Consider the following 15399-nt stretch of genomic DNA (forward strand, 5'->3'; position numbering starts at 1 on the left):
CGACATTTTCTTTTTTGCTGGGTGATATTTTCTTTTTAAAACACAATCACCCCACGCCGCAGGGGGCTGGTGGGGGCCCGGCCCCCGGGGCCCGGGCCGCCCCCCCCCCCCCCCCCCCCGCTTCTGTGCTGTCCGCACACAGGTCTGCACAACGGTCCGCGCAGCGGTCCGTACAGCCGCCCGCGCGAACGGGCGGCGTCCGGTCAGACGGCGTAGTCCCCCACCAGCTCCGCGCCGGTCTCCTGCGCGCCACGCTCGGTGATCTCGCCCGCGACCCAGGACTCGACACCCCGGTCGGCCAGCGTCGTGAGGGCCACCTCGACCGACTCCTGCGGGACGATCGCCATCATGCCGACGCCCATGTTCAGGGTCTTCTCCAGCTCCAGGCGCTCGACGTTGCCGGTCCTGCCGACCAGGTCGAAGATCGCACCCGGGGTCCAGGTGGAGCGGTCGACGGTGGCGTGCAGCCCGTCCGGGATCACCCGGGCCAGGTTGGCCGCGAGCCCGCCGCCGGTGATGTGCGAGAAGGCGTGCACATCCGTCGTACGGGTCAGCGCCAGGCAGTCCAGCGAGTAGATCTTCGTCGGCTCCAGCAGCTCCTCGCCGAGGGTGCGGCCCAGCTCCGCGATCTCCGCCTCCAGGGCCAGCCCGGCCGTCTTCAGCAGGACATGGCGGACCAGGGAGTACCCGTTCGAGTGAAGACCGGAGGACGCCATGGCGATGACCGCGTCACCCGTGCGGATACGATCCGCGCCCAGCAGCCGGTCGGCCTCCACGACGCCCGTACCGGCGCCGGCGACGTCGAAGTCGTCCTCGCCCAGCAGACCCGGGTGTTCGGCCGTCTCGCCGCCCACCAGGGCGCACCCGGCCAGCACACAGCCCTCCGCGATGCCCTTGACGATCGCCGCGACCCGCTCGGGGTGCACCTTGCCGACGCAGATGTAGTCGGTCATGAACAGCGGCTCGGCACCGCACACCACGATGTCGTCCATGACCATGGCGACCAGGTCGTGGCCGATGGTGTCGTACACACCGAGCTGCCGCGCGATGTCGACCTTGGTGCCGACGCCGTCCGTGGCGGAGGCGAGCAGCGGGCGCTCGTAGCGCTTGAGGGCGGAGGCGTCGAAGAGGCCGGCGAAGCCGCCGAGGCCGCCGAGGACCTCGGGACGCTGCGTCTTCTTCACCCACTCCTTCATGAGCTCGACGGCGCGGTCGCCCGCCTCGATGTCGACGCCCGCTGCTGCGTAGCTGGCACCAGTTGTCTCAGACATGACTGTGAGAGCTTTCGTGTCGTACTGCGGGGGTCTACGGGCGACGGATGGCGTCGGCCGCGGCCGTGGCGGCGGGCCCGGCGGCCAGCTCGGTCTCCAGCAGCTGCTTGCCGAGCAGCTCCGGGTCCGGCAGCTCCATCGGGTACTCGCCGTCGAAGCAGGCACGGCACAGGTTCGGCTTGGCGATGGTGGTCGCCTCGATCATGCCGTCGATGGAGATGTAGGAGAGCGAGTCGGCGCCGAGGCTGGTGCCGATCTCCTCGATCGTCATGCCGTTGGCGATCAGCTCCGCGCGCGTGGCGAAGTCGATGCCGAAGAAGCAGGGCCACTTCACGGGCGGCGAGGAGATCCGGATGTGGACCTCGGCGGCGCCGGCCTCGCGAAGCATGCGGACCAGGGCCCGCTGGGTGTTGCCGCGCACGATGGAGTCGTCGACGACGACCAGGCGCTTGCCCTTGATGACTTCCTTCAGCGGGTTCAGCTTCAGCCTGATGCCCAGCTGGCGGATGGTCTGCGAGGGCTGGATGAAGGTGCGGCCGACGTAGGCGTTCTTCACCAGACCCGCGCCGAAGGGGATCCCGGAGGCCTCGGCGTAGCCGATCGCGGCCGGGGTGCCGGACTCCGGGGTCGCTATGACGAGGTCGGCCTCGACCGGCGCCTCCTTCGCGAGCCGGCGGCCCATCTCCACCCGGGAGAGGTACACGTTCCGGCCGGCGATGTCGGTGTCCGGGCGGGCCAGGTAGACGTACTCGAAGACACAGCCCTTGGGCTTCGCTTCCGCGAACCGGGAGGAGCGCAGGCCGTTCTCGTCGATGGCGACGAACTCGCCGGGCTCGATCTCGCGCACGTAGCTGGCGCCGCAGATGTCGAGGGCGGCACTCTCCGAGGCGACCACCCAGCCGCGCTCCAGGCGGCCGAGGACCAGCGGGCGGATGCCCTGCGGGTCACGGGCGGCGTAGAGGGTGTGCTCGTCCATGAAGACGAGGGAGAAGGCACCGCGCACCTTCGGGAGGACCGTGTGAGCGGCCTCCTCGATGGTCAGCGGCTTGCCGTCCGCGTCGACCTGGGCGGCGAGCAGCGCCGTCAGCAGGTCGGTGTCGTTGGTGGCCGCGACCCGGGTGGAGCGGCTGTTGTTGTCGTTCGGGAGGTCGGCGACCATCTCGGCGAGCTGCGCCGTGTTGACCAGGTTGCCGTTGTGGCCGAGCGCGATCGAACCGTGCGCGGTGGCGCGGAACGTCGGCTGGGCGTTCTCCCACACGGAGGCACCGGTGGTCGAGTAGCGGGCGTGTCCGACCGCGATATGACCCTGGAGCGAACCGAGAGAGGTTTCGTCGAAGACCTGGGAGACCAGGCCCATGTCCTTGAAGACGAGGATCTGGGAGCCGTTGCTTACCGCGATTCCCGCGGATTCCTGACCCCGGTGCTGGAGGGCGTAGAGCCCGAAGTACGTGAGCTTTGCGACCTCTTCGCCCGGAGCCCAGACACCGAAGACGCCGCAAGCGTCCTGGGGGCCTTTTTCGCCGGGAAGCAGATCGTGATTGAGTCGACCGTCACCACGTGGCACGCCACCGAGTGTAGGCGAGGTCGACCACTGGTCCGAATTGGGGATACCGGCCCGTAACCGGGCGGAGGATACCGATCAGTTTGGCGGATCCTGCGTTTGTGCAGGTCAGCGCGGCGTGATGGTGGTGGGTGCGGCCCGTGGGCGGCGCGTGCGGGCGGCCCGTGGCGGCCTCTGTCGTATGCGCGAGTGAGGTGTCGCACATCATTCGGCGGTGGTGCGCACGAGGCGTACGAGGTCTCCGTCACGTGTGGTGAGCACGAGCCGGTCGTGGTCGCGGGCGGCGGTGAGGGTGTGCCCGGCGAGGGCCCGGGCGAGGGCCCGTTCGAAGGTCATCCGCGCCGGGTCGCAGGCCATCCGGGTGGTCCGCAGACCGCCGAAGGTGACGTGGTCGCCGTGCACGGTGGCCTCGGCGCTGAAGCCGTTGCAGCCGAGGTTGCCCGCCGCGCGGCCGTCCGCGTCGATGCGCAGCCGGGCGGTGGCGGGGGCGTGCCGGGTGGTGCCGTCGGCGGTGAGGCTCTCGACCCGCCACTCGACGCCGGTCACCGGTTCCCGTGGGGTCGCCTGTGAGGTCACCGCACCACTGTGCGCCGGGTTGCCGGCGCAGGCCAGGGTGAGCGGCAGGAGCAGGGTGGCGGCGGCGGAGGCCAGGTGCTGCTTGTACCGGTTCATGGTGGTTCGACGCCCGGCCGGCCGGGGCGGTTCCCTCAGCTCATCAGCGGCAGCAGGCCCCCGATGTCCGCGCGCTCCCCGCTCGCGCTGACCTTCGCCGCCGCGACGGCGTCCGCCCAGGCCAGCCGCCCGGTGGCGAGCCGGGTCCAGGTCAGCGGGTCGGTCTCCACCACGTTGGGCGGGGTGCCACGGGTGTGCCGGGGCCCCTCGACGCACTGCACGACGGCGTACGGCGGCACCCGCACCTCGGTCGAGCCGCCGGGCGCCTTCACCGCGAGCGCGTCGGCGAGCAGCCGGGTGGTGGCGGCCAGGGCCTGCCGGTCGTACGGGATCTCCAGGCCGGGTACGGCGGCGGCCAGGTCGTCGGTGTGGACGACGAGTTCGACGGCCCGGGTGACCAGGTAGTCGTCCAGGGACAGCGCGCCCGCGTTGGTCTGGAGCAGCCGGCTGCCGGGGTGCTCGGCGAGCAGCTCGCGCAGGGTGGCGTCGACGTCCGCGAGATAGGCGTCGAGGTCGGGGTGTTCGGCGGCCAGGGCGCGGGTGAACTCGTCGATGGCGGCGGAGCTGGCCGCGGTGGCGAAGGGCCAGTCGAGCAGGACGGCGTCCGCGCGGGCCGGCGCGGGCAGGGCGAGGGCCCGGTGTACGGCGGTGACCGCCATCCCGATGTGCGCGACCAGCTCGCTGACGGTCCAGGCGCCGAGCCGGGTGGGCAGCGCGAGCTGCTCCGGACCGAGACCGCGGACGGCCGTGCGGACATGGCCCCACTGGGCGAGGACCGCGGCACGGGTCCGGGCGGGGTCGTAGCTGCGGGCGCGCTTCTTGGCCGGGGACATGCCGGCGAGCTTATGCCGTCGGGGCGGCGCTCTTCAGGGCGTTTCCGGGGCGCCGCCGGTCACCGGTGCGGAGTCGCCGCGTCCTGGTCGGCGGTCAGGCGCTCCCGCCACTCGCGGACGCAAGACGGGGACAGGGCGGCCAGGCGGGCTATCTCCGCGTCGTCACGTCCGTCGCCCCACGCCAGCACGCGGGTCACGGTGCGGTTCCGGGCGGCGCGGAAGTCCCTGAGCATCCCTTCGAGGCGTTCCACCTCCTCGCCCTCCTGCACGAGCTGCCGGTCCACGGCGGCCCGTTCCTCGGCGCGCATCCGCCACAGATAGCCGGGCAGGCCGGTGAGGACCAGGCCCTCCTCGTGTGCGGCGTTCTGGAAGCGTTCGGCGAGGGCGCTCAGCACGCAGTCCGGCACATCGGCGAGGGTGGCCCCGGGCGGCTTGGCCGCCTCCCAGGTGCGCCGGCCCGCCTCCGTCGCCTCCAGCCAGCCCCGGGCCTCCGTCGGGGTGCGGTCGCCGCAGGCCCGGGCCCGCCAGGCGTACAGCGCGGCGCGGTGGCCGTAGAAGCGGTACCCCTCCTCGATCCGCAGGCCGCTGTCCTGGCAGATCCGCCCCGGCACCCCGCCGTAACCGGAACCGGAGCCGGAACCGGACTCGGGGTCCGGCTCGGGCCGGTAGTCGGCGTAGGCGTCCAGTTCGGCGTCGGTGGCCGTGGCCCAGGAGGGGTCGCACAGACCGGGGTTGCGGGCGAGGAACGTGCCGACCTCGACCCGCCGGTCCGGCACCGGGCTCATCCGCAGCCGGGGCCAGACGACCGCCCCGGAGGCGTCGAAGGCGTAGGTCGCGGCCTGCTCGATGTCGTCCCAGGCGGTGGCGGCCTCGGCGGACCACTCCAACTCCCCGGCCGGGCCCACCCGGTGCACCGAGTCCACCAGCCGCTGCACGGCGGGCAGGATCCGCGAGCAGAGCCCGTGCAGTTCCTCGGCGGTGAAGAAGTGCCAGGAGTAGCCGCGCTGTTCGTCGTGGGACAGGTGGGTCAGCAGGTGCACCAGCACACCGGGGGCGGGCAGTGCCCCGTCGTCGAGCGCCCCGCGCGGCACGCCCGGAAGCCGGCTGTCGAGCTGCTCGCGCGGGGCCCGCCAGTCGACGTCGCCGAACCAGACCGTGCCGCTGTTCACATCGACGGCCAGCCACTGGTGGTAGCCGGTCCCGGGGCCGTACCGCTCCTCCTGCTGTTCGGCGTCCTCGTCGTGCCAGACGTACTCGGCGGGGGGCGGATTCAGCTGTACGGCCACGAAGCCGTCCTCGGCGCGGTAACCGGTGAGGATCCGGGCCGTTCTCGGCGTGCTGTCGGCGGCGGTCATGAGGGGTGTCCTCTCGGTGGAACAGCAACCGCCGCAACCGTAGTGCGCCCGCCGGGCATTACTTCATTTTTCAGTCATTTAGTACCGGACCGGCCGGGCCCCCGGTCCCCGGCGGCACACGACCGCACCGGCGTCTACGCGCATTGCGATCAGCCGTCAGGTTGGCTTGACGGCGTACCGCCGGATGCGACCTCCGCCACATTCACCGGCGAAGGGCCCGCCCGGACGGTGCCGGGCGGGCCCTCGGGTCGTACGACCGCTTACGCCAGGAGCGCCGGGATCGTCTCCTCGTGGGCCGTGCGCAGCTCCTCCAGGGAGAGGGTGAACTCGCCCTGGACGTCCACCGAGTCGCCGTCGACGACACCGATCCGGGTGGCCGGCAGACCACGCGCACCGCACATGTCGTTGAAGCGGACCTCCTCCGAGCGCGGCACGGCGACGATCGCACGGCCGGCCGACTCGGACAGCAGGAAGGTGAAGGCGTCCAGGCCGTCGGGGACGACCAGACGTGCGCCCTTGCCGCCGAGCAGGGCCGACTCGACCACGGCCTGGATCAGACCGCCGTCGGACAGGTCGTGCGCGGAGTCGATCATGCCATCGCGGGAGGCGGAGATCAGGATCTCGGCCAGCAGCCGCTCCCGCTCCAGGTCGACCTTCGGGGGCAGACCGCCCAGGTGGTCGTGGATCACCTGGGACCAGGCCGAGCCGCCGAACTCCTCGCGGGTGTCGCCGAGGAGGTAGAGCAGCTGGCCCTCCTCCTGGAAGGCGACCGGGGTGCGGCGCGCGACGTCGTCGATCACACCGAGGACCGCCACGACCGGGGTCGGGTGGATGGCGGCCTCGCCGGTCTGGTTGTACAGGGAGACGTTGCCGCCGGTCACCGGGGTGCCGAGCTGGAGGCAGCCGTCCGCCAGACCGCGCACGGCCTCGGCGAACTGCCACATCACCGCCGGGTCCTCGGGCGAGCCGAAGTTCAGGCAGTCGGAGACCGCGAGCGGCTTCGCACCGGTGGTGGCGACGTTGCGGTACGCCTCCGCGAGGGCCAGCTGGGCGCCGGTGTACGGGTCCAGCTTGGCGTAGCGGCCGTTGCCGTCCGTCGCGATGGCGACGCCGAGGCCGCTCTCCTCGTCGATGCGGATCATGCCCGAGTCCTCGGGCTGCGCCAGCACCGTGTTGCCCTGCACGAAGTGGTCGTACTGGGACGTGATCCACTTCTTGGAGGCCTGGTTCGGGGAGCCGACCAGCTTCAGGACCTGCTCCCTCAGCTCCTCGCTCGTCCGCGGGCGCGGCAGCTTGTTCGCGTCGTCCGCCTGGAGGGCGTCCTGCCAGTCGGGACGGGCGTACGGGCGCTCGTAGGTCGGGCCCTCGTGGGCGACCGTGCGCGGGTCGACGTCCACGATCTTCTCGCCGTGCCAGAAGATCTCCAGCCGGTCGCCGTCGGTCACCTCACCGATGACGGTGGCGATGACGTCCCACTTCTCGCAGATCTCCAGGAAGCGGTCGACCTTCTCGGGCTCCACGACCGCGCACATGCGCTCCTGCGACTCGCTCATGAGGATCTCCTCGGGCGAGAGCGTGGAGTCGCGCAGCGGCACGTCGTCCAGGGTGACGGTCATGCCGCCGGAGCCGTTGGAGGCCAGCTCGGAGGTGGCGCAGGACAGACCGGCGGCGCCGAGGTCCTGGATGCCGACGACCAGCTTCTCCCGGAACGCCTCCAGGGTGCACTCGATGAGGAGCTTCTCCTGGAAGGGGTCGCCGACCTGGACGGCGGGGCGCTTCGACGGCTTGGCGTCGTCGAAGGTCTCCGAGGCGAGGATCGAGGCGCCGCCGATGCCGTCGCCGCCGGTCCGGGCGCCGTACAGGATGACCTTGTTGCCCGCGCCGGAGGCCTTCGCCAGGTGGATGTCCTCGTGCCGCATCACGCCGATGGCACCCGCGTTGACCAGCGGGTTGCCCTGGTAGCAGGCGTCGAAGACGACCTCGCCGCCGATGTTGGGCAGGCCCAGGCAGTTGCCGTAGCCGCCGATGCCGGCGACCACGCCCGGCAGCACGCGCTTGGTGTCGGGGTGGTCGGCCGCGCCGAAGCGCAGCGGGTCCACCACGGCGACCGGGCGGGCGCCCATCGCGATGATGTCGCGGACGATGCCGCCGACACCCGTGGCCGCGCCCTGGTAGGGCTCGACGTACGACGGGTGGTTGTGCGACTCGACCTTGAAGGTCACGGCGTAACCCTGGCCGACGTCCACCACGCCCGCGTTCTCGCCGATGCCGACGAGCATCGCGTCCGACTGGGGCGCCTTCTCGCCGAACTGGCGCAGGTGGACCTTGGAGGACTTGTACGAGCAGTGCTCGGACCACATGACCGAGTACATGGCGAGTTCGGCGCCGGTCGGGCGGCGGCCGAGGATCTCCACCACCCGCTCGTACTCGTCCTTCTTCAGGCCGAGTTCGGCCCAGGGCAGCTCGACGTCGGGGGTCGCGGCCGCGTGCTCGACCGTGTCCAGAGGCGTCCGGCTCATGCGTTGACCAGCTTCTTGAGGATCGAGGTGAAGAAGGGGAGGCCGTCGGTGCGGCCGGTGCCGATCAGCGGCTCGACGGCGTGCTCCGGGTGAGGCATGAGGCCCACGACGTTGCCGGCCTCGTTGGTGATGCCGGCGATGTCGCGGAGCGAGCCGTTGGGATTGAAGTCCAGGTACCGGAAGACGACCCGGCCCTCCGCCTCCAGCTTGTCGAGCGTGTACTCGTCGGCGACGTACCGGCCGTCCATGTTCTTCAGCGGGATGTGGATCTCCTGGCCCTGGCGGTAGTCGCCGGTCCAGGCCGTCTCCGCGTTCTCCACCCGCAGCTTCTGGTCGCGGCAGATGAAGTGGAGGTGGTCGTTGCCGAGCATCCCGCCCGGGAGGAGGTGGGCCTCGGTCAGGATCTGGAAGCCGTTGCAGATACCGAGGACCGGCAGACCGGCCTTCGCCTGTTCGATCACGGAGTCCATCACCGGCGAGAACCGGGAGATGGCCCCGGCCCGCAGATAGTCGCCGTAGGAGAAGCCGCCGGGCAGCACCACGGCGTCGACCTGCTTGAGGTCCTTGTCCTTGTGCCACAGGGCGACCGGCTCGGCGCCCGCGAGGCGGATCGCGCGCTGGGTGTCCCGGTCGTCGAGGCTGCCCGGGAAAGTGACGACGCCAATACGAGCGGTCACTTGGCCGCCTCCGCGACTTCCGCCGGCTCTTCCACCTTGACGGTGAAGTCCTCGATCACGGTGTTGGCGAGGAAGGATTCCGCAAGATCGTGGATGCGGGCGAGCACGGCCTCGTCAACCGGCCCGTCAACTTCCAGTTCGAAACGCTTTCCCTGACGTACGTCCGAGATCCCCTCGAATCCCAGGCGCGGCAGCGCACGCTGGACCGCCTGGCCCTGGGGGTCGAGGATCTCCGGCTTGAGCATGACGTCGACTACGACGCGTGCCACTGGCACTCCCGGTGTGTGGTGCTGAGCAGGTTCCTTCAGACTACCCGCACAAAATTTCTACGCGGGTAGAGTTGTAGGAAACTACGTGAGGCGCATCACGATCGGGTGTCGAAGCCGTACGCTCGGCAAAAATTCTGGGAAAGTTCCCCAGTCCGCCCGCGAGACCTATTGATCCGGGACACGCGGAGGGATTTAGTCGGGCTTCACTTTGCATTGCCAGGCACTGTACAAATGAATTGGCAATAGCCGATACTCGGCACGTCATCGCGTTGAGCTGTATCGACGTGCCGCACGAAGGGACCGATATTCGTGGCGCAAAAGGTCGTGGTCACTCTCTTCGACGACATCGACGGCTCTGAAGCAGCGGAAACGATCGCCTTCGGACTCGACGGCAAGTCGTACGAGATCGACCTGAACGAAACCAACGCCAAGAAACTGCGTACGGCGCTCGCGCCCTACGTCGAGGCCGGCCGCAAGCGCTCGCGGTCCGGCAAGGCGTACAAGCAGACCGAGGTCGCGCCCGACCCGGCGGCCGTCCGCGCCTGGGCACAGGCCAACAAGATGGACGTCCCCGCGCGCGGACGCATCCCCAAGAAGGTCTACGAGGCGTTCAGCGCCGCGCAGTGAGCCCCGCCCAGGGGCCGGCCGAGCCCGCGAAGGGGCAGCCCTCAGGGTCCGTCAGCGCTCCCTGAGGGCCGTTCACTTGGGCCCGGCGACGGTGCGCGGGCGGTCTACGGGGAGCCGACTTGCGCTACCCCCCTGCTGATCAGCTAATGTCTGGAGCACGCCGAGGGGCGAGGCCGAAAGGCCGGATCCCAAGGACATGCGGGTGTAGTTCAGTAGTAGAACATCCCCCTTCCAGGGGGAAGGCGCAGTGTGCGATTCCTGTCACCCGCTCTGACACCGGTCAGAACCACTCTTGTGGATCAGGTAGGCTGGTGTTCGCACCGATCGGTGGGAGCCGGTCGGGAGCAGTGCGGACGTAGCTCAGTTGGTAGAGCGCAACCTTGCCAAGGTTGAGGTCGCGAGTTCGAGCCTCGTCGTCCGCTCGGGAAAAAGACCCCGGTCCTCTGGACCGGGGTCTTTTCTATGCGCGTGCTTCCGATATCGGAGCGACCCGCTCGCACGCCCCCGCTCGAACACCTGTGAACGTCGCCACATCCACGCCTTCCCCGAGCGCACCGGAAAGGCCCCGCGATCGGCGCCGAGGACTCGCGAGACATCCTGTAGGGGACGGCGAAAGCCCTGACAGCAGGCCGAAGTTGACTGCCGGAAGGCCGGCCGGGGGAACTCACGGAGATCGCCGGAGCGCCCCTTCCCCACCACTGCCGGATCCAGTGCCGAGCACCTCTCCGCGGAAGTGTGTCCCGCACCCCCGCCGGGTTGGGTATAGTTGCTCTCGCGCCACGGCGCAAGGCGGACGTAGCTCAGTTGGTAGAGCGCAACCTTGCCAAGGTTGAGGTCGCGAGTTCGAGCCTCGTCGTCCGCTCCAGAGAAAAGCCCCCCGGCTTCCACCGGGGGGCTTCTTCGTGTTCTACGGCATTCCGTCGGCGCGCCCTACGACCAGCGGGTGCCGGTCAGCCGCTCGTAGGCCTCCACGTACTTCTGCCGGGTCGCGGCCACGACGTGTTCCGGCAGCTCCGGCGGCGGCTGCTCGCTCTTGCGGTCCCAGCCGGACTCGGCGGAGGTCAGCCAGTCCCGGACGAACTGCTTGTCGTACGACGGCTGCGCCCGGCCCGGCTGCCACTGGTCGGCCGGCCAGAAGCGGGAGGAGTCCGGGGTGAGGACCTCGTCGGCCAGCACCAGCTCGTCGCCCTCGAAGCCGAACTCGAACTTGGTGTCCGCCAGGATGATCCCCCGTTCGCGGGCGATGTCCCGGGCGCGCGAGTACACCGCCAGGGTGGCCTGGCGCAGCTGGGCGGCGGTCTCGGCGCCGACCTGGCGGGCGACCTCCTCGTAGGAGACGTTCTCGTCGTGCTCGCCGACCTCGGCCTTGGTGGCCGGGGTGAAGATCGGGGCGGGCAGTTCGGAGCCGTCGACCAGGCCCTCGGGGAGGGCCAGGCCGCAGACCGTCCGGGACTCGTCGTACTCCAGCAGGCCCGAGCCGGTGAGATAGCCGCGCGCCACGCACTCCACGGGGACCATCTTCAGGGACTTGCAGATCAGCGTGCGGCCCGCCCAGTCGGCGGGGGCGCCCTCGGGCAGCTCGGTGCTGATCACATGGTTGGTGGCCAGGTCACGCAGCTGGTCGAACCACCACAGGGAGAGCTGGGTGAGGATGCGCCCCTTGTCGGGGATCTCCGTGGGCAGCACCCAGTCGTAGGCGGACATACGGTCGCTGGCGACCATCACGAGGTCGCCCGCCTCGTTCCGGTACAGCTCGCGCACCTTTCCGGTGTGCAGGTGCACCAGGCCCGGAACCTGAATCGGCTCGGGCTTTTCTACGAATCCGGACACGGTTCCTCCCCGTGGTTCTGTCCAAGTGCCTCGATTCTCCCTTACGGGGGCGATGGGTTTCGGTCAGGGGTCAGTCGCGTTTGCAGATGCGGTCCAGCAGGTTCGCCGTGGCGCGCTGGATCCGGGGGTCCACATGGCCGGGGCGGTCCAGCGCCGGGGACCAGGCGAAGGTGCCGGAGGCGAACACCCAGGCGCCGGAGGGGGCCCGGTAGAGGGAGGTCTCCTGGTGGCGCAGGACGCCGGCGGTGTCGGTGTAGGGCGAGTGGGCGAGCAGGATGCGCTCGTCGTGCTCGGGCAGCGGGGTGCGCGGGAAGTAGCGGTCCGCCTCACCGGCCACCAGCCCCGGGATCTCGTCGCCCTCGACCGCCCCGGTCGCCTCCCACAGCCAGTGGCCGGCGTTGCGGACGACCAGCGGGTGCGGCTCGGGGACGCGGCCCGCGTACTGGATGCCGACCAGTTGCTGCTCGGGCCGGTCGATCTCCCGCCACAGCACCGGTTTGCCGGGGCCCTTGCGCTTGCGGCAGGTCAGCAGCCGGTCCGGGACGCCGGACGGCGAGGGGGCCAACTCCACCTGCCAGTACATGGTGTTGGCGGACAGGAACACCAGCGAGGTGCCCCGGTCCCGGGCGCCCTCGACGGCCCGGCGCATCGGCACCGACCAGTACTCGTCGTGGCCGGGGAAGACCAGCCCCCGGTAGCGGGCGGGGTCGACGCGGCCGGCGTGCAGGTCGCGGGCGTCGGCGTAGGCCAGGTCGTAGCCGTAGCGCTCGGCCCAGCGGATGAAGTCGTAGGCGTGGCCCACGTGGAGCGGGAGGCCGGCGCCGGCGTAGGGGCGGTCGAAGGAGACCGTGGTGGCCGCGTCCGCCTCGCCCAGCAGCCGGCCCTGCTCGTCCCAGGCGTGGTAGAGGCTGGCGCCGGTGCGGCCGTCCTCCGGATAGAGGTTGTACGCCTGCCAGGTGATGTCCGGCAGCAGCAGGAGCAGGTCCGCCGGGCGGTCGTCGCGGACCGTGAAGGGCACATGGGAGCGGTAGCCGTCGGCGGTGGTCAGCACGGCCACATAGGCGCCGGTGTGCCAGTGGGCGGGCACCTGGAGGCGCCAGGACAGCCACCAGTGGTGGCAGGAGACGGTGCGGTCGGCGGCCAGCGGCGGCGGCTGCACGATGCCCGACAGCCGGGGGCTGGTGGTGATCTTGGCTGCGCCGTCGCCGCCGTAGTGGCCGATCCGGTAGACGTCGACACCGAACTCCTGCGGCGGGTCGACGGTGATGTGGAAGTCGATCGCCTCGCCGGGCGCGACCGCGCCGGTGGCGGTGAAGCCCTTGATCTGCCGGTGCACGTCGTCGGCCGAGCGCGGGCCGGGCACGCGCGGGGCGGTGCGCACGCCGGTCAGCTGCTGCGGGCCCGGGTCGACGTACCAGGGCAGGATGGCGCCGGAGTCGTAGTAGGTCTCGCTTCCGCGCAGCCAGGGCACCGGGCCCAGGCCGAAGGGGTCCGTGACGGCGTGCGCGAGTGCTCCGGACTCCCAGCGGGGGATGTGGTCCGAGGCCATGGTCGCTTCCCCTCCCTCGTGCCCCCGTGTGCTGTGTCGGTGGTGAACGGTGGTGGTCGGTGGTGATCGCTCGCGGTGCTGGGGTGGTGCTCGGCGGGCGCGGCCGGCTCACGGTGCCCGGCTGTGCTGTCGTATGTCGCACGCCTTTGCCAAGGGCGTGGTCGTCCCAGCACATCACATAACGCACGGGCTCGGTCACTACTCGTTGCGAATTGACCTGAAGTGGAAGTCCCTGCTCCGTTACAGCCGGTGAAACGACCGTCGGACCAGGGCCCTCAGACGAGTCGTACGGGCTTCTCCGGGCGTATCCCGGACGCGGCCAGCCAGTCGCGCAGCGGGCCCGGGTCTCCCTCCTCGATCAGGCGGAGCACGCGGGGTGTCAGATCGGCGGCCCGCTCACCGTCGAGCAGCAGTGCCGGGCCGTCCAGCCAGTCCAGGGCCGGGACCGCTCCGGCGGTGTCGACGGCCGCACAGCACACCATCGCCGTGACGTGGTCGGTGAGCAACTCCCGTGCCGTGCGCGGAGGTTGCAGCGGGGACAGCGGAAGTCCGCCGCCGTCCCACAGGGCGCTCTCGGGGCCCTGGCCGGGGGTGCCGGGACCGGCCGGCGCGGCGGCCTCCTCGCGGGCCAGCTGGGCGCAGAGCCCGGCGGCCAGCGCGGCGCTGCGTTCGGTGCCGGGGTCGGTGTCCTCGTCGTCGTTCAGGTTCGGGCAGCCGTCGGCGTCGTACGGGGCCGGGTAGGCGTCGGCGTCGCACGGGTCCGGATAGGCGTCGGCGTCGTACGGGCCCGGGTAGCCGTCGGCGTCGTACGGCTCGGCATTCGGGTCCGGGTCCGGGTCCGGGCCGGCGGCCGTGGGGCGGGGGTGCGGGGGCCGGGCGAGGGGCGGGTCCTCGGGCGGGAGCTCGGTGAGGTGGTCCAGGACCCGGGCCAGCGTGGGTCCGCCGGGGTCGGGGACCGCCGGGTCGAGGGAGGGGCGGACGCCGAGGGAGTCCAGGACCCGGTGCAGCCGGGCCGCGTCCGCGCGCCAGGTGCGGTCCACCACCTCCTCCGGGTACGCCTGCCAGTCGACCGGGGCCCAGTCGGGGCCGGGCTCGGCGGGGCCGCCGTGGAAGAGGCGGGCGGCGAGCAGGGAGGTGGCCTCGTCCACCGAGCCGGGCTCCTCCAGGAGGTCGCAGGCGGGCCGCTCGCCGAGCCGGGAGGCGAAGCCCTCGGCCAGGCGGTCGCGGCGGGACAGCTCGGTGAGCGCGGCCACCACACCCGCGTCCAGCCGGGACGGCCAGCGGCCCATCCGCCAGGCGGGCAGCGCGACCCGGGTCAGCAGCCGGTCCCAGCCCGCGTAGGCGAGGCCGACCTGTTCCTGGGCGACGATCCGCAGGCCGTAGTCCACCGACTGGGCCCGCTCCGCCGCCGCGGCCGCCACCCCGCGCTCCATCTGCGTCGCATGCTCCTGGCAGCCGCGCAGCATCAGCCGCGCCACCCAGCCGAGCGCCCCGCACGCCCCTCGGGCCAGCGGTCGGCGGCCCTGCGCCGAGGCGACCGCCACCGCCGCGTCCAGCCCGCGCACGAAGCGCCGGGCGGCGGCTATGTCGGGGTGGGCGGAGGGGCCCGTACCGGCGACGACCGGGGCGAGGACGGCGCGCAGCTCGCCGACGCGCATCCACCACAGGAACGGGGAGCCGATGACCAGCACCGGCGCCGCGGGGGCGCGGTGCCGACGGCCCGGGGGCGCCGTCCCGCCGGGCGCCGGGCGCGGCGGCGGGCCGTGGGCCGAGCGGCTGCGGTCCTCCAGCCAGCTGTCGCAGTCCGGGGTGAGCGCTATGGCCGAGGGCGCGGGCACGTCCAGCCGGTCGGCCAGGTCCCGCACCATCCGGTACAGGTCCGGGGCGGACTCCTCCCGGATCGGCACCGTGGGACTCATGGCGGGGCGGGCGCGGGCCACGACCAGGGCGACGCCGGCCGCGGCCAGCAGCACCAGCACGGCGAGCACGCCCACGATCCAGCGGGCCGCGTCCCAGCCGGGGCCGACGAGATGGCCGGTGGAGCCACCGGCCAGCAGGATCACCGCGGCGCCCGCGGGCAGCACGGCCACCGCCAGCGCCCGGCCCCGGACCCGCAGCACGGCAAGGGCGCGGGAGCGCGCGGCCTGCGCGCCCATCTCCATACCGATCCCGGTCACGAGCCGTCCTCGCCCCCTCCCTGCCGATGCCGTGCCGTCCTGGTCTTGCTCACTCCCCC

At 71.6% G+C, this 15399-nt stretch carries 12 protein-coding genes and 3 tRNA genes; 4 read left to right on the plus strand and 11 right to left on the minus strand.

What is annotated here, in order from left to right; genetic code table 11:
• Nucleotides 1-203 precede the first annotated feature (203 nt).
• The 8 genes from purM to purS form a co-directional block, all read right to left on the minus strand.
• Entirely contained in the window at nt 204-1271 is a 1068-nt protein-coding gene (gene purM / locus ACFVIU_RS08160) for a phosphoribosylformylglycinamidine cyclo-ligase (RefSeq protein WP_385841373.1), read from the minus strand.
• A 34-nt stretch (nt 1272-1305) separates the two neighbouring features.
• Nucleotides 1306-2835: an amidophosphoribosyltransferase gene (purF, locus tag ACFVIU_RS08165; RefSeq protein ID WP_385841374.1), complete on the minus strand. Its 1530-nt coding sequence runs from the start codon at nt 2833-2835 to the stop codon at nt 1306-1308.
• Between the two features lie 201 nt (nt 2836-3036).
• Nucleotides 3037-3504, minus strand: a complete 468-nt coding sequence (locus ACFVIU_RS08170; RefSeq protein WP_385841375.1) for an META domain-containing protein — start codon at nt 3502-3504, stop codon at nt 3037-3039.
• A 35-nt stretch (nt 3505-3539) separates the two neighbouring features.
• On the minus strand, nt 3540-4337 hold the full coding sequence (locus tag ACFVIU_RS08175) for a sterol carrier family protein (RefSeq protein ID WP_385841376.1): 798 nt from the start codon (nt 4335-4337) through the stop codon (nt 3540-3542).
• A gap of 59 nt (nt 4338-4396) precedes the next feature.
• The gene (locus tag ACFVIU_RS08180) at nt 4397-5692 is read right to left on the minus strand and encodes a hypothetical protein (protein WP_385841378.1); all 1296 of its coding nucleotides are present in this window, start codon (nt 5690-5692) and stop codon (nt 4397-4399) included.
• A 260-nt stretch (nt 5693-5952) separates the two neighbouring features.
• Nucleotides 5953-8211: a phosphoribosylformylglycinamidine synthase subunit PurL gene (purL, locus tag ACFVIU_RS08185; RefSeq protein ID WP_385841379.1), complete on the minus strand. Its 2259-nt coding sequence runs from the start codon at nt 8209-8211 to the stop codon at nt 5953-5955.
• Nucleotides 8208-8888, minus strand: a complete 681-nt coding sequence (gene purQ, locus ACFVIU_RS08190) for a phosphoribosylformylglycinamidine synthase subunit PurQ (RefSeq protein ID WP_385841380.1) — start codon at nt 8886-8888, stop codon at nt 8208-8210. The genes purL and purQ overlap by 4 nt, the downstream gene beginning before the upstream one ends.
• A complete protein-coding gene (gene purS / locus ACFVIU_RS08195; protein ID WP_385841381.1) occupies nt 8885-9157 on the minus strand; it encodes a phosphoribosylformylglycinamidine synthase subunit PurS in 273 nt (90 codons plus the stop codon). Before purS ends, purQ begins: the two co-directional genes overlap by 4 nt.
• Before the next feature lie 309 nt (nt 9158-9466).
• Between purS and ACFVIU_RS08200 the strand changes: the two genes are divergently transcribed.
• The 4 genes from ACFVIU_RS08200 (at nt 9467) to ACFVIU_RS08215 (ending at nt 10649) form a co-directional block, all read left to right on the plus strand.
• Nucleotides 9467-9784, plus strand: coding sequence for an Lsr2 family protein (locus ACFVIU_RS08200; protein ID WP_385841383.1), 318 nt, complete (start codon nt 9467-9469; stop codon nt 9782-9784).
• A gap of 198 nt (nt 9785-9982) precedes the next feature.
• Nucleotides 9983-10054, plus strand: a tRNA-Gly gene (locus ACFVIU_RS08205).
• A 79-nt stretch (nt 10055-10133) separates the two neighbouring features.
• Nucleotides 10134-10206: transfer RNA gene (locus tag ACFVIU_RS08210), tRNA-Gly, on the plus strand.
• A 367-nt stretch (nt 10207-10573) separates the two neighbouring features.
• Nucleotides 10574-10649: transfer RNA gene (locus ACFVIU_RS08215), tRNA-Gly, on the plus strand.
• A gap of 65 nt (nt 10650-10714) precedes the next feature.
• Here the strand turns inward: ACFVIU_RS08215 and ACFVIU_RS08220 are convergent.
• The 3 genes from ACFVIU_RS08220 to ACFVIU_RS08230 form a co-directional block, all read right to left on the minus strand.
• Complete coding sequence (locus tag ACFVIU_RS08220) at nt 10715-11614, minus strand: phosphoribosylaminoimidazolesuccinocarboxamide synthase (RefSeq protein ID WP_385841384.1); 900 nt, start codon at nt 11612-11614, stop codon at nt 10715-10717.
• Between the two features lie 70 nt (nt 11615-11684).
• Nucleotides 11685-13163, minus strand: coding sequence for a N,N-dimethylformamidase beta subunit family domain-containing protein (locus ACFVIU_RS08225; protein ID WP_385841385.1), 1479 nt, complete (start codon nt 13161-13163; stop codon nt 11685-11687).
• 275 nt (nt 13164-13438) lie between these two features.
• Nucleotides 13439-15340, minus strand: coding sequence for a hypothetical protein (locus ACFVIU_RS08230; protein WP_385841386.1), 1902 nt, complete (start codon nt 15338-15340; stop codon nt 13439-13441).
• Nucleotides 15341-15399: the final 59 nt, after the last annotated feature.

This window comes from Streptomyces sp. NPDC127190 (assembly GCF_042672505.1).
In the GTDB taxonomy this organism is placed as follows: domain Bacteria; phylum Actinomycetota; class Actinomycetes; order Streptomycetales; family Streptomycetaceae; genus Streptomyces.

Excerpts from the sequence above, each read along its gene's own strand:
- purM (WP_385841373.1), bottom strand. The coding sequence starts at position 1,271 with ATGTCTGAGACAACTGGTGCCAGCTACGCAGCAGCGGGCGTCGACATC.
- ACFVIU_RS08170 (WP_385841375.1), bottom strand. The coding sequence starts at position 3,504 with ATGAACCGGTACAAGCAGCACCTGGCCTCCGCCGCCGCCACCCTGCTC.
- ACFVIU_RS08175 (WP_385841376.1), bottom strand. The coding sequence starts at position 4,337 with ATGTCCCCGGCCAAGAAGCGCGCCCGCAGCTACGACCCCGCCCGGACC.
- ACFVIU_RS08180 (WP_385841378.1), bottom strand. The coding sequence starts at position 5,692 with ATGACCGCCGCCGACAGCACGCCGAGAACGGCCCGGATCCTCACCGGT.
- purL (WP_385841379.1), bottom strand. The coding sequence starts at position 8,211 with ATGAGCCGGACGCCTCTGGACACGGTCGAGCACGCGGCCGCGACCCCC.
- ACFVIU_RS08225 (WP_385841385.1), bottom strand. The coding sequence starts at position 13,163 with ATGGCCTCGGACCACATCCCCCGCTGGGAGTCCGGAGCACTCGCGCAC.